Source organism: Pseudomonas sp. SWRI179, assembly GCF_014268705.1.
In the GTDB taxonomy this organism is placed as follows: domain Bacteria; phylum Pseudomonadota; class Gammaproteobacteria; order Pseudomonadales; family Pseudomonadaceae; genus Aquipseudomonas; species Aquipseudomonas zanjanensis.
The window spans coordinates 40,944-53,685 of record NZ_JABWRA010000028.1 but is presented as its reverse complement, the minus strand read 5'-3'; the positions used below and the strand labels follow the sequence as shown (position 1 = coordinate 53,685).

The window sequence follows — 12,742 nt, the reverse complement described above, 5'->3', positions numbered from 1 at the left end:
GCGGTTTAGACGGTTGCACGCCCCATGAAAAAGGGCTCGAAACAGTCGAAATAACAATAAAGCAGCGACTTTTTTCAGAATAAAAAACCGATGGCACGGCCCTTGCTCTGAGCTTTTCAGTGAAATGAAGTCGCAGTGCCAACTAAAAAAAACCTTGGAGCACCACCTCATGTCCCAGACGTTTTACAAGAAAGGTTTCCTGGCCCTCGCAGTGGCAGCTGCATTGGGTGTTTCTGCGTTTGCTCAAGCTGATGTGAAATTTGGTGTGGCGGGGCCGATGACCGGCGCCAACGCTGCATTTGGCGAGCAGTACATGAAGGGTGCGCAGGCAGCGGCCGATGTCATTAACAAAGCGGGTGGCGTCAACGGCGAGAAGATCGTACTGGTTGCCGGTGACGATGCTTGCGAGCCCAAGCAGGCCGTGGCCGTGGCCAACCGCCTGGTTGACCAGGACAAGGTGATTGGCGTGGTCGGGCACTTCTGCTCGTCCAACACCATCCCGGCCTCCGAGGTCTACGACGAAGCCGGCATCATCGCCATCACCCCCGGCTCGACCAACCCGGCCGTGACCGAGCGCGGCCTCAGCGCGATGTTCCGCATGTGCGGTCGTGACGACCAGCAGGGCATCGTGGCCGGCGACTACATCGTCGACGTGCTCAAGGGCAAGAAAGTCGTTGTCCTGCATGACAAGGACACCTATGGCCAAGGCCTGGCGGATGCCACCAAGGCACAACTGATCAAGCGCGGCGTGACCCCGGTGCTGTACGAAGGCCTGACCCGTGGCGAGAAAGACTTCAGCGCCGTGGTCACCAAGATCCGTGGGGCTGGCGCCGACGTGGTCTACTTCGGTGGCCTGCATCCGGAAGCCGGTCCGCTGGTTCGCCAGTTACGTGAGCAAGGCCTCAAGGACGTGAAGTTCATGTCCGACGATGGCATTGTCACCGACGAACTGGTCACCACCGCCGGCGGCGCGCAATACGTCGATGGCGTGTACATGACCTTCGGCGCCGACCCGCGCCTGCTGCCAGACAGCAAGGTCGTGGTTGAAGAGTTCCGCAAGAACGGCACCGAGCCTGAAGGTTACACCCTGTACGCCTACGCTTCGGTCCAGGCCCTGGCCGCCGGCTTCAACGGCGCCAAGTCCAACAAAGGCGAGGATGCGGCCAAGTGGCTCAAGGCCAACCCTGTCCAGACCGTGATGGGCAAGAAGGAGTGGGACACCAAGGGCGACCTGAAAGTCTCCGACTACGTGGTCTACCAGTGGGACAAGGACGGCAAATACCACCAGTTGGAAAAACAGAAGTAATTTGAAGGGATGACTAGCCTGTGGCGAGGGAGCTTGCTCCCGCTGGGGCGCGTAGCGGCCCCAAAAAGGGGACTGCTGCGCAGTCCAGCGGGAGCAAGCTCCCTCGCCACGGAGACTGTGTTCACCCTGTCCTGATTGGCATTAGCCAAAGGCCCGTCTGTTTTTTTCTACGAGCCGCACATCCTTTGGCGCTGGGCTTCGAACCCGTCGTCGCGTCCCCGGGATGTGCTGTCTCACTGCGTGAGATTGCGTTATGGATGGTATTTTCCTGCAGCAACTGATCAATGGCCTGACCCTCGGGTCGGTCTATGGTCTGATCGCCATCGGCTACACAATGGTCTACGGCATCATCGGCATGATCAACTTCGCCCATGGCGAGGTTTACATGATTTCCGCTTACCTCGCGGCAATCAGTCTGGCTCTGCTGGCTTACTTCGGTATTGAATCCTTTCCGCTAATGATCCTTGGCACCCTCGTGTTCACGGTCGTGGTCACCGGCGTATACGGCTGGGTCATCGAACGCGTCGCCTACAAACCCCTGCGCAACTCCACCCGGCTGGCACCGCTGATCAGTGCCATCGGCATCTCGCTGATCTTGCAGAACTATGCACAAATCAGCCAGGGCGCCCGTCAACAAGGGATCCCGACGCTGCTCGAAGGCGCCATGCGCGTCGACATCGGCAGCGGTTTCGTCCAGCTCACCTACACCAAGATTTTCATCCTGGTCGCTGCGTTCGCCGGGATGGCCGCGCTGACCTACATCATCAAATACACCAAGCTCGGGCGCATGTGCCGCGCCACCCAGCAAGACCGCAAGATGGCCTCGATCCTGGGGATCAACACCGACCGGGTGATTTCCTACGTGTTCATCATCGGTGCAGCCATGGCGGCCCTGGCCGGCGTGCTGATCACCATGAACTACGGCACGTTCGACTTCTATGCCGGCTTCATCATCGGCATCAAGGCGTTCACCGCAGCGGTACTCGGCGGCATTGGCTCCCTGCCTGGGGCGATGCTCGGCGGGATCATCCTCGGGATCTCCGAGTCGCTGTTCTCCGGTCTGATCAATTCTGACTACAAAGACGTGTTCAGTTTCTCGCTGCTGGTGCTGATCCTGATCTTCCGTCCCCAAGGCCTGCTGGGTCGCCCACTCGTGGCGAAGGTATAAGTATGTCTGCTGCCAATAAACCGCTTGATATCAAACAGAGCGTCATCGACGCGATCCTGGCCGGCCTGATCTCGCTGATCGTGTTCGGGCCGATTGTCGGCGTGGTGCTCGACGGCTACAGCTTCAACCTGCAACCGGCCCGGGTCGGCTGGTTGGTGGCGATCGTGATGATCGGCCGTTTTGCCTTGAGCCTGTTCCTGCAAACCCCCAAGGGACTGAAGATTCTCCAGGGCTTCGAAAGCACCGGCTCCGGCGTGCATGTGCTGCCACCAGACTACAAGTCGCGGCTGCGCTGGATCATTCCGGCGCTGATCGTGATTGCCATCGTGTTTCCGTTCTTCGCCAATAAGTACGTGCTCACTGTGGTCATCCTCGGGCTGATCTATGTGTTGTTGGGCCTGGGTCTGAACATCGTGGTCGGCCTGGCGGGGCTGCTCGACCTGGGTTACGTGGCGTTCTATGCCATCGGTGCCTATGGCCTGGCGCTGGGCTATCAATACCTGGGGCTGGGTTTCTGGACCGTATTGCCGCTGGCGGCCATCGCGGCGGCGATGGCGGGGTGCATATTGGGATTCCCGGTGTTACGAATGCACGGTGACTACCTGGCCATCGTGACCCTGGGGTTCGGTGAGATCATCCGGTTGGTGCTGAACAACTGGCTGTCGTTCACTGGCGGGCCGAATGGCATGCCCGTGCCGTCGCCAACCTTTTTCGGCCTGGAGTTCGGCCGACGAGCGAAAGATGGCGGGGTGCCGTTCCATGAGTTCTTCGGCCTCGACTACAACCCCAACATCAAATTCCTGTTCATCTACATCGTGCTGTTCATCACGGTATTGCTGGTGCTCTACATCAAGCATCGCCTGACGCGCATGCCGGTCGGACGTGCCTGGGAGGCCCTGCGCGAGGATGAGATCGCCTGCCGCTCCATGGGCCTGAACCATGTGCTGGTCAAGCTCTCGGCCTTCACCATCGGCGCGTCCACAGCTGGCCTGGCCGGGGTGTTCTTCGCCAGTTACCAGGGCTTCGTCAACCCGTCGTCGTTCACCTTCTTCGAGTCGGCGTTGATCCTGGCGATCGTGGTGCTGGGCGGCATGGGGTCGACGGTCGGCGTGGTGATTGCCGCCTTCGTGCTCACCGTGGCGCCGGAGCTTTTGCGCAGTTTCTCTGAATACCGGGTGCTGCTGTTCGGCGTACTGATGGTGTTGATGATGATCTGGCGCCCGCGCGGCTTGATCCGTATCAGCCGTACCGGTGTGACGCCGCGCAAGGGGGTAGCGCCATGAGCGAAGTCGTACTCAAAGTTGAAAACCTGATGATGCAGTTCGGTGGCATCAAGGCCCTCAGCGATGTCAGCCTGCAGGTCAAGCGCAACTCGATCTTCGCGCTAATCGGCCCCAACGGTGCGGGCAAGACCACGGTGTTCAACTGCCTGACCGGTTTCTACAAGGCTTCGGGCGGCAAGATTGAACTCAACGTGCGCGGCGAGCAGACCAACGTCATCAAGTTGTTGGGCGAAGCGTTCCGCCCGACCGACTTCGTCTCGCCGAAATCCTTCGCCAGCCGGCTGTACTACAAGATGTTCGGCGGCACCCACCTGGTGAACCGCGCCGGCCTGGCGCGTACCTTCCAGAACATTCGCCTGTTCAAGGAAATGTCGGTGCTGGAAAACCTGCTGGTGGCCCAGCACATGTGGGTCAACCGCAGCCTGGTGGCGGGTATCCTCAATACCAAGGGTTACCGCAAGGCTGAAAGCGACGCCCTGGACCATGCGTTCTATTGGCTGGAGGTTGTGGACCTGGTGGATTGCGCCAACCGCCTGGCCGGGGAGCTTTCCTACGGCCAGCAACGGCGCCTGGAAATCGCCCGGGCAATGTGCACGCGTCCGCAGATCATCTGTCTCGACGAGCCGGCCGCCGGCCTCAACCCTCAGGAAACCGAAGCGCTGAGCGCGATGATCCGGCTGCTGCGCGACGAGCATGATCTGACCGTGGTGCTGATCGAACACGACATGGGCATGGTAATGAGCATTTCCGACCACATCGTGGTGCTGGACCACGGCAACGTGATCGCCGAGGGTGGTCCCGAGGCGATTCGCAACGATCCGAAGGTGATCGCGGCCTACCTGGGTGCCGACGAAGAGGAACTGGTATGAGTGGACCTATCCTCGAACTCAAGGAGTTGGACGTGTTCTACGGGCCGATCCAGGCCCTGAAGAAAGTCTCGATGCACATTGGCGAAGGCGAGACCGTGAGCCTGATCGGCTCCAACGGTGCCGGCAAGTCCACGCTGCTGATGTCGATCTTCGGCCAGCCTCGCGCGGCGGGTGGGCAGATCATCTACCAGGGCGTGGACATCACCCACAAGTCCTCCCACTACATCGCCTCCAACGGCATCGCGCAGTCGCCAGAAGGGCGGCGGGTTTTCCCCGACATGACGGTCGAGGAAAACCTGCTGATGGGCACCATTCCCATCGGTGACAAATACGCCAGCGAAGACATGCAACGCATGTTCGAGCTGTTCCCGCGGCTCAAGGAGCGCCGCAACCAGCGGGCCATGACCATGTCCGGCGGCGAGCAGCAAATGCTCGCCATCGCCCGGGCATTGATGAGCCGACCGAAGTTGTTGCTGCTCGATGAGCCGAGCCTGGGGTTGGCGCCGATCGTGGTGAAACAGATCTTCGCCACCCTGCGTGAACTGGCCTCCACCGGGATGACCATTTTCCTGGTGGAACAGAACGCCAACCACGCCCTCAGGCTGTCGGACCGGGCTTATGTGATGGTCAATGGTGAAATCCGCCTGACCGGCACCGGCAAGGAACTGCTCGCCAACGAAGAGGTGCGCAACGCGTACCTGGGTGGGCATTGAGGCGGTTGAAGCAATGAAAAAAACCGGCGAGTGAATCGCCGGTTTTTTTATCTCTCCCCTATCACCGCCATCCCCTGTGGGAGCGAGCCTGCTCGCGAAAGCGGTGGATCAGACATATTGATGTCGACTGACACGCCGCCTTCGCGAGCAAGCCCGCTCCCACAGGGGGAATTTGTATGGTTTCAGGAATTGTGGACAACAATCCTGAGCCCCTGCGAAACCGCGACATAAAGTCGCCGCAAACAGTTGTTTTGTCACGGTTTTGACTTGTCCCCGTTTGCTGTGGAACTGGCTGTGGGTAACGTGGGAGTAGCTGGCTGGAAGCCTTTGATTACGTGGCTTGCAGGGCTGTGATCGTTTTTTGATCAGGCGTTTTCGGTCAAGCGGGAGCGGCAGTTGTCAACAGTTTTGTGAGCACTGGAATGGGCTCGGAAGTCTATCGGTAATCCTGTGGATAAGTCTGTGATTAAACTCTGGAAAGACCGCGCTGAGGGCCGTGGTTACTGGCTTGGAGCCATCGCCTCTGGGGCGCTGACTTATAGCAGATAACTTGCGTTGCACAACCTGAGTTGCAGGGTCAAGCGAAAAAATTTTCCAAATACCCCGCAAAGCCTTATGCACAGCGGCCTGTGGGGTTTGTACTTGCCCCCGATTACTGTGGACGTGCCTGTGGATAAGGTGCGGGCAACCGGCTGCGGCCCTTGCTGGGCAAGGCCTGGCGTGGATTGGTTGTTTTATGAGCAGCTGTGGCCCAAAAAGCGCGTGTGCAAACCTTGCCCACGACGTATCAGGCCGGGCATGCTGTGGGCCGATTCCATTCAACGGCTTTTGAAGTTCCAACAAGGAGAACACGATGTCTGACACCCTGTTTATCACCGGCGCGACATCCGGTTTTGGTGAAGCCTGTGCCCGACGTTTTGCCGAGGCCGGTTGGAAACTGGTGCTGACCGGTCGTCGTGAAGAACGCCTCAATGCCCTTTGTGCCGAGCTGTCGAAGCAGACCGAAGTCCATGGCCTGGTCCTGGACGTGCGCGATCGCAAGGCCATGGAAGAGGCCATCGCCAACCTGCCGCCGTCCTTCGCCACGTTGCGCGGGCTGATCAACAACGCCGGCCTGGCCTTGGGCGTCGATCCGGCACCCAAGTGCGACCTCGATGACTGGGACACCATGGTCGACACCAATGTCAAAGGGCTGATCTACAGCACCCGCCTGCTGTTGCCGCGCCTGATTGCCCACGGCCGTGGCGCCGGGATCGTCAACCTGGGTTCCATTGCCGGCAATTACCCGTATCCGGGCAGCCATGTGTATGGCGCGAGCAAGGCGTTCGTCAAACAGTTCTCCCTGAACCTGCGTTGCGACCTGCAAGGCACGGGCGTGCGAGTGAGCAACATCGAGCCGGGCCTGTGCGAAAGCGAATTCTCCCTGGTGCGCTTCGGTGGCGACCAGGAGCGCTACAACGCGACCTATGCCGGCGCCGAGCCGATCCAGCCACAAGACATCGCCGACACGATTTTCTGGGTGCTCAACACGCCGGCGCACATCAACATCAACAGCCTGGAGCTGATGCCGGTGAGCCAGACCTGGGCTGGGTTTGCGATTGAGCGTAACAAGGCCTGACCGCTGACGTACTTGAGCTGGAAATGTTGAGCCCTTGTGGCGAGGGAGCTTGCTCCCGCTCGGCTGCGAAGCAGTCGTAAGCTTTTTAGGGCCGCTGCGCGGCCCAGCGGGAGCAAGCTCCCTCGCCACAGTGGGATCAAGCCAGATAATCGGCCAGCCCGCGATAGCAGGTCAGCAGGTGATACGGCGTGGTGGACGGCATGTCCCGGCGGCTGACAATGCCGTCGGCGTCGAGGCATTCGTTCCAGCCTTTGCCATGCAGGAATTGTTGTCGCAACGCCTGTAGTTGATGTAGCAATGCCCCCTGATTGTCCGGGCGCAAAGTCAGCGCCCGCAGGTATTCCGCCTGGGCCCAGATGCGTTGGGTGGCATCCCGTGGGCCTGCTTGTGTGTCCACCGCCAGCATCGCGCACACCGCGCCGGAATCCGGATCGACGCCGCGTTGTTCGGTATGGCCGAAGCTGCGCTCCAGGGCGGTGTGCAACTTGCCGTTGCGCAACAGCGGCGATGAGGCCAGCAAGTAATACCATTCGAACTGGTGGCCCGGCTCGAACCAGTTATCCACAGCCTTGAGCGGTTTTTCCATCATGACCCGCTGCTGCGGATCGATGAAGTGCTTGGCCATCCCGTCGCACAAGTCCAGCAACGCCTGGCGGACGTTGGCATCTTCGCGGACCGAGAGGGTGGCGAGAAACGCTTCGGCCAGGTGCATCAACGGGTTTTGCAAAGGGCCGGAACCCGTCGTCGACCAATCGCGCTTGAGGCTGGCTTCGTAGAGACCGTCGACGCTGGCAAAGCGCCGGGCGATGACTTCCAGGCTCGCGTTGAGCACCGATTCCACCAGCGGTTCGCGGACCTTGCCCCAGTAATGGGCGCAGGCGAACAGAATAAACGCGTGGGTATAGAGGTCCTTGCCGGTGTCCAGCGGCGCGCCTTGCGGGTCGATGCTGTAGAACCAGCCGCCATGTTCGGCATCGTGGAAATGACGCTGGAGCGAGCGGAACAGTACGCTGGCCCGTTCCTCGGCCTGGGGCACTTCGCCAATCAGGCTCGCAAACACATACAGTTGTCGCGCACAGGCCATGGCCCGGTAGCGCTGGGGCGGCAGCGGCGCATGTTCGGCATCCAGGGATTCATAGGGCAGCGCCAGTTCGGCATTCCAGCCCGGGCCTTGCCACATCGGCACGATCACGTCGTGAAAATGCTGCCGCACTGTTGCGAACAGGGCGGTCAATTCAGGCGGGGGAGCGGGGCGGGAAGCATCAGGCATGGGCGGACGTCGTCACGGCTTGGGGGCGATTGCGCGACATGGTAGCAGAGTGGCAGGCCTGGGGAGATGGGGTGGCTATCAGGCCGCCTTCGCGAGCAAGCCCGCTCCCACAGGGTACGGTGTACACCGATCAAGCTGCGGGAGCAGGCTCACTCCCACAGGAGGCGGCGTACACCGACCTAACTGTGGGAGCGGGCTTGCTCGCGAAGGCGTCTTCGAAGGCGCTAAAGAATCAACCCGCCAACAACCAAACCCCAGCCCCCGCCGACGCTGCTCCAGCCAACCGAACCATTGGCGCCGCCGCGCGTGGCAGCGCCCGCACCAGTGCAAACCCTGCGCCATGCAGCGCCGCCGTGGCTGCGACGAAGCCCACCGCATAGGCCCACGGGCTCGACATGTCCGGCAGTTCCAAGCCATGGGCCACGCCATGGAACAGTGCAAACAAGGCCGTCGCGCCAACCGCCAGGCTCAACGGTGGACGCACCGCCAGTGCCACCGCCAGGCCCAGGGCCAACACCGAGGCGGCGATCCCGCTTTCCAGCGCCGGCAGGTTCAGGCCTTCAAAGCCCAATAGACCGCCCAGCAGCATCGTACCCACGAAGGTGCAGGGCAGCGCCCAGCGCGCGGCGCCTTGTTGTTGCGCGGCCCACAAGCCGACCGCCAGCATCGCCAGCAAATGGTCGAGCCCGCCGATGGGGTGGCCGAGGCCGGCGATCAGGCCGTTGTCGCCATGGCCAGGGTGGGCGAAGGCCAGGGCCGGGGTCAGCAGCAGGGCAAGGGCACCGAAGAGGCGTTTGAAGGTCATGGATAAGCTTCCTTGTTGTCAGTCGGAAAATCAGGCGGCGCTCAGCAGACCCTGGCGCTCGATGAAGGCGATGATGTCGTCCAGGCCCTGGCCGGTCTTCTGGTTGCTGAACACGAAGGGCTTGCCGTTGCGCATCCGCCGGGTGTCGCTGTCCATCATCTCCAGGGACGCGCCCACCAGGGGTGCCAGGTCGATTTTGTTGATCACCAGCAGGTCGGATTTGCAAATGCCCGGCCCGCCCTTGCGCGGCAGCTTGTCCCCGGCGGAAACGTCGATCACATAGATCGTCAGGTCCGACAGCTCCGGGCTGAAGGTCGCCGACAGGTTGTCGCCGCCCGACTCCACCAGAATCAGGTCCAGGCCCGGAAAGCGCCGGTTCAACTGGTCCACGGCCTCGAGGTTGATCGAGGCATCTTCGCGAATCGCCGTGTGCGGGCAGCCGCCGGTTTCCACGCCGATGATCCGCTCCGGCGCCAGGGCTTCGTTGCGCACCAGGAAGTCGGCGTCTTCGCGGGTGTAGATATCATTGGTTACCACTGCCAGGTTGTAGCGTTCACGTAAAGCCAGGCACAGGGCCAGGGTCAGGGCGGTCTTGCCGGAGCCCACCGGGCCGCCGATACCGACGCGCAGAGGTTGTGTGTTCATGTGTGTCTCCTAGGAACGGAACAGACGGCTGTACTGGCGCTCATGGGCCATGCACGCCAGGGACAGGCCAAACGCGGCGCTGCCGTAATGGTCGGGGTCGATGTTCGAGGCGTCGTGCTGGGCCTGTTGCAACAGCGGCAGCAGTTCGCTGGTCAGGCGCTGGGCCGCTTGCTGGCCCAGGGGCAGGGTTTTCATCAGCACCGCCAGTTGGTTTTCCAGCCAGCTCCACAGCCAGGCGGCGAGGGCATCCTGGGGGGCGATCTGCCAGGCGCGGGCGGCCAGGGCCCAGCCCAGTGCCAGGTGCGGCTCGCTGCGCTGACCAAGGCTGAGCTGTTCAAGGAAGTCCCGGGCGGCACGGTCGAGTTCCGGCAGGCCGGCGAGCAATTGCTGCAACGAGTAGCCCATCTGCCGGCTTTCCTGGTGCAGTTCGCGGGTTTCCCGGCTGGCGCGGTGTTCTTCACAGCGTTGCCGCAGCGTGTCCCAATCGTTAGCGGCGGCTGCGGTGCAGTGTGCCAGCAGCAGGGGCGCTTCGAAGCGTGCCAGGTTCAGCAGCAATTGGTCGCTGATCCAGCGCCGTGCATCGTCGGGGTTTTTCACCTGGCCGTTGTCCACCGCCATTTCCAGACCCTGGGAGTAGCTGTACCCGCCAATCGGCAACTGCGGGCTGGCCAGACGCAGCAGCGCCCAGGCCGGGTTCATGTGCGCACGCCAAATTGATGCAGGCGCGGCGCGTAGTTGAAGTCTTCGTCGCCGTGCCGGGAGTGATGATGGCCGCCGCCATAGGCGCCGTGTTCCGGCTGGAACGGGGCTTCGATGGCTTCGGCGCGGGCGCCCAGTTGTTCGAGCATCGCCTTGAGCACGTAATCGTCCAGCAGGCGCAACCAGCCATCGCCCACTTGCAGGGCCACGTGGCGATTGCCCAGGTGGTAGGCGGCGCGGGTCAGTTCGAAGGCATTGGCGCAGGTGACATGCAGCAATTGTTCGGCGCGGGCGCAAACGCGCACGATGCGCCCATCTTCGGCCTGCAGGCACTCACCGTCGTACAGCGGCGGCTGGCCTCGCTCCAGGAACAACCCGACGTCTTCACCTTCGGCACTGAAACAGCGCAGACGGCTTTTGCTGCGGGCGTCGAAGGTCAGGTGCAGCTCGGCGTCCCAGCGCGGTTGAGTGTCGATTCTGCGGTGAATCACCAGCATCGGAGTGCTTCCAGCAATGAACGGTGCTGTGTTTAGAGCAAGGGGCTTGCCAATCGAAGGGGGTGTAGGAAATATCTGGGGATGGCGTTTCAGGATGGGGCGGATTGCGTGCCATGTTGGTGCGCGTCGTGGGGCTGTGCACCATTTTGCGACCAACACAAAAGCGTCTGTGGGAGCGAGCTTGCTCGCGAAGGCGGCGTGTCAGTCGACATCAATATGTCTGGTCCACCGCTTTCGCGAGCAGGCTCGCTCCCACAGTGGCTTGGTGTTGAACTTGATATTCGGCTCTACACAAAACCCTGTGGGAGCGAGCCTGCTCGCGATGGCGTCGGCCCAGCTTGCATCAAAGCAAGGCGCTACCCCTTGGCACCAGGCGCCGCCATCTCCTTGGTTTCCAGATGATCCAACGCCCGCTCAACCAGCAACTGAACCCCATCGGCCATGCGGCTGATCGCCAGGGCGACGCAGCGCCGCGAGTCATCCACGTCATCAGCCAGGTCGGCGGCGATGGTGCTGATGGAGAGCAGGTCTTCGGAAGCGTTGGCGAGCAGGGTTTCGGTGTCGATGTGTGGAGACACGATGAAGAGTTGGTTTTTGTCGGGTTCGGGCGGTGAGGTGGGCTTGGGCTTGAGGTGGTAGTCGAGGGCGCGGGTGGCGGCGTCATCGAGCTTTTTTTCTTCCTGCGCTTCGACGCGGGACTTGTGGCCGCTGTGCGGGGGATTCGGAGTTGCTTTGAACATAGTGAAAATTCCTGGAAGTGGAGCCGGCACCCTCCGATTGCACGTCGAAAAATGGGTGGCAGCTGTACGTAGGTGTGCAAGACCGGTCCAGGAACCCGGCAGACCCGAAGGTCTCCCACGCGCAGCCGCCATAATAGTCAGCGAGCATAGAAAAATGCTCGGCGAATAGCCATAACGAATACGCTCCTAGATCGGACTTGCACGTCCGTATCACCGTTTTTTGCGATGACGAACAGAGGTTAGCGGCGCTCTAAAGTGCTGCCTAGTTCATGAACAGCCCGGCGTGTTGAAGGAAATGTCCGAGGGTTTGGCGGGGGAAGAGGACCGAAAGATCACAGCGGGCGGCAGTTCCTACAGAAATTGCCACATCTCCCAGGCGGTTCTTCGGGAGGCGGTGTGTCAGATGAGCAATCAGGGGGCTGATACACCGCTTTCGCGAGCAGGCTCGCTCCCACAGAGGAGGCACGTTGATAGTTATTCGGTACTGCCCAGCCCTTGCCAATGCTTGAGGCCAATGAAGATGAATCGCAGTTGCTGGGTCATTTTCGCCTGGGGCGTGAGGTGTTCGGGGAGGGCTTGGGCGGGTGGGTCGATGATGTCCGGCAGGGTGGCGAACACGCTCTTGACGATAAGATCGGCCATCACGCCCAGGGCGGCCAGGTCCAGGTGCTGCAGCTTGGGCATCAACGCCAAGTCGGCGGCCAGGTCCGAGCTGATGTCTTCGCGCAATTGGGCGATGGCCTGGCGCACCGGCAGGGAGCCGCCGTATTGCTCGCGGGCCAGGAACAGGAATTGGGATCGGTTGACTTGAACCACATCGAGAAAGATCCGTACCGACGCATCGATGATGCCACCCATGACGAATTCGTTGTGGCGGACCAGGCGGATGGTTTCGCGGAAGGTCTGGCCGACTTCGCTGACCAGTGCCAGGCCCAGTTGGTCCATGTCCTCGAAGTGCCGATAGAACCCGGTGGGCACGATGCCCGCTGTCCTGGCGACTTCCCGCAGGCTCAGGCTGCCGAATCCCCGGCCGCACTCCATCAAATGACGGGCTGCGTCCATCAGGGCAATGCGTGTCTGTTGTTTCTGTTCGGCGCGGGGCAGCATCACAAGGCTGACTTCTGATTCA

13 protein-coding genes are annotated in these 12,742 nt (G+C 61.4%); 6 read left to right on the top strand and 7 right to left on the bottom strand.

Annotated elements, in window-relative coordinates:
• Nucleotides 1-169: 169 nt before the first annotated feature.
• The 6 genes from HU767_RS17005 (at nucleotide 170) to HU767_RS16980 (ending at nucleotide 6,957) form a co-directional block, all read left to right on the top strand.
• Nucleotides 170-1,306, top strand: a complete 1,137-nt coding sequence (locus HU767_RS17005; RefSeq protein ID WP_186707826.1) for a branched-chain amino acid ABC transporter substrate-binding protein — start codon at nucleotides 170-172, stop codon at nucleotides 1,304-1,306.
• Nucleotides 1,307-1,559: 253 nt separating this feature from the next.
• Nucleotides 1,560-2,474: a branched-chain amino acid ABC transporter permease gene (locus tag HU767_RS17000; protein ID WP_053117953.1), complete on the top strand. Its 915-nt coding sequence runs from the start codon at nucleotides 1,560-1,562 to the stop codon at nucleotides 2,472-2,474.
• Between the two features lie 2 nt (nucleotides 2,475-2,476).
• Nucleotides 2,477-3,757, top strand: coding sequence for a high-affinity branched-chain amino acid ABC transporter permease LivM (gene livM / locus HU767_RS16995; RefSeq protein ID WP_186707824.1), 1,281 nt, complete (start codon nucleotides 2,477-2,479; stop codon nucleotides 3,755-3,757).
• The gene (locus HU767_RS16990) at nucleotides 3,754-4,626 is read left to right on the top strand and encodes an ATP-binding cassette domain-containing protein (RefSeq protein ID WP_057448281.1); all 873 of its coding nucleotides are present in this window, start codon (nucleotides 3,754-3,756) and stop codon (nucleotides 4,624-4,626) included. Before livM ends, HU767_RS16990 begins: the two co-directional genes overlap by 4 nt.
• Nucleotides 4,623-5,339, top strand: coding sequence for an ABC transporter ATP-binding protein (locus HU767_RS16985; RefSeq protein ID WP_018606262.1), 717 nt, complete (start codon nucleotides 4,623-4,625; stop codon nucleotides 5,337-5,339). Before HU767_RS16990 ends, HU767_RS16985 begins: the two co-directional genes overlap by 4 nt.
• Nucleotides 5,340-6,192: 853 nt before the next feature.
• Nucleotides 6,193-6,957 (top strand): SDR family oxidoreductase, encoded by a 765-nt coding sequence (locus tag HU767_RS16980; RefSeq protein ID WP_186730053.1) that lies wholly within the window; start codon nucleotides 6,193-6,195, stop codon nucleotides 6,955-6,957.
• A 136-nt stretch (nucleotides 6,958-7,093) separates the two neighbouring features.
• Here HU767_RS16980 and HU767_RS16975 read toward each other — a convergent pair whose 3' ends face one another.
• The 7 genes from HU767_RS16975 to HU767_RS16945 form a co-directional block, all read right to left on the bottom strand.
• The gene (locus HU767_RS16975; RefSeq protein WP_186730052.1) at nucleotides 7,094-8,227 is read right to left on the bottom strand and encodes an AGE family epimerase/isomerase; all 1,134 of its coding nucleotides are present in this window, start codon (nucleotides 8,225-8,227) and stop codon (nucleotides 7,094-7,096) included.
• Between the two features lie 232 nt (nucleotides 8,228-8,459).
• Nucleotides 8,460-9,032: a HupE/UreJ family protein gene (locus HU767_RS16970; protein WP_186730051.1), complete on the bottom strand. Its 573-nt coding sequence runs from the start codon at nucleotides 9,030-9,032 to the stop codon at nucleotides 8,460-8,462.
• 30 nt (nucleotides 9,033-9,062) lie between these two features.
• Nucleotides 9,063-9,677 carry an urease accessory protein UreG gene (gene ureG, locus HU767_RS16965; protein ID WP_060739393.1) on the bottom strand — a complete coding sequence of 205 codons (615 nt, stop codon included), beginning with the start codon at nucleotides 9,675-9,677 and terminating at the stop codon, nucleotides 9,063-9,065.
• Nucleotides 9,678-9,686: 9 nt separating this feature from the next.
• Nucleotides 9,687-10,376, bottom strand: coding sequence for an urease accessory protein UreF (locus HU767_RS16960; protein WP_186707816.1), 690 nt, complete (start codon nucleotides 10,374-10,376; stop codon nucleotides 9,687-9,689).
• On the bottom strand, nucleotides 10,373-10,873 hold the full coding sequence (gene ureE, locus HU767_RS16955; protein WP_057448286.1) for an urease accessory protein UreE: 501 nt from the start codon (nucleotides 10,871-10,873) through the stop codon (nucleotides 10,373-10,375). Before ureE ends, HU767_RS16960 begins: the two co-directional genes overlap by 4 nt.
• Nucleotides 10,874-11,229: 356 nt before the next feature.
• Entirely contained in the window at nucleotides 11,230-11,613 is a 384-nt protein-coding gene (locus HU767_RS16950) for a DUF6124 family protein (RefSeq protein WP_186730050.1), read from the bottom strand.
• A 474-nt stretch (nucleotides 11,614-12,087) separates the two neighbouring features.
• A complete protein-coding gene (locus tag HU767_RS16945; protein WP_186730049.1) occupies nucleotides 12,088-12,723 on the bottom strand; it encodes a TetR family transcriptional regulator in 636 nt (211 codons plus the stop codon).
• Nucleotides 12,724-12,742: the final 19 nt, after the last annotated feature.

Coding starts and splice junctions, on each gene's coding strand:
- HU767_RS16985 (WP_018606262.1), top strand. CDS start 4,623: ATGAGTGGACCTATCCTCGAACTCAAGGAGTTGGACGTGTTCTACGGG.
- ureE (WP_057448286.1), bottom strand. CDS start 10,873: ATGCTGGTGATTCACCGCAGAATCGACACTCAACCGCGCTGGGACGCC.
- HU767_RS17000 (WP_053117953.1), top strand. CDS start 1,560: ATGGATGGTATTTTCCTGCAGCAACTGATCAATGGCCTGACCCTCGGG.
- HU767_RS16990 (WP_057448281.1), top strand. CDS start 3,754: ATGAGCGAAGTCGTACTCAAAGTTGAAAACCTGATGATGCAGTTCGGT.
- HU767_RS16950 (WP_186730050.1), bottom strand. CDS start 11,613: ATGTTCAAAGCAACTCCGAATCCCCCGCACAGCGGCCACAAGTCCCGC.
- HU767_RS16960 (WP_186707816.1), bottom strand. CDS start 10,376: ATGAACCCGGCCTGGGCGCTGCTGCGTCTGGCCAGCCCGCAGTTGCCG.
- livM (WP_186707824.1), top strand. CDS start 2,477: ATGTCTGCTGCCAATAAACCGCTTGATATCAAACAGAGCGTCATCGAC.
- HU767_RS16975 (WP_186730052.1), bottom strand. CDS start 8,227: ATGCCTGATGCTTCCCGCCCCGCTCCCCCGCCTGAATTGACCGCCCTG.
- HU767_RS16970 (WP_186730051.1), bottom strand. CDS start 9,032: ATGACCTTCAAACGCCTCTTCGGTGCCCTTGCCCTGCTGCTGACCCCG.
- HU767_RS17005 (WP_186707826.1), top strand. CDS start 170: ATGTCCCAGACGTTTTACAAGAAAGGTTTCCTGGCCCTCGCAGTGGCA.
- ureG (WP_060739393.1), bottom strand. CDS start 9,677: ATGAACACACAACCTCTGCGCGTCGGTATCGGCGGCCCGGTGGGCTCC.
- HU767_RS16980 (WP_186730053.1), top strand. CDS start 6,193: ATGTCTGACACCCTGTTTATCACCGGCGCGACATCCGGTTTTGGTGAA.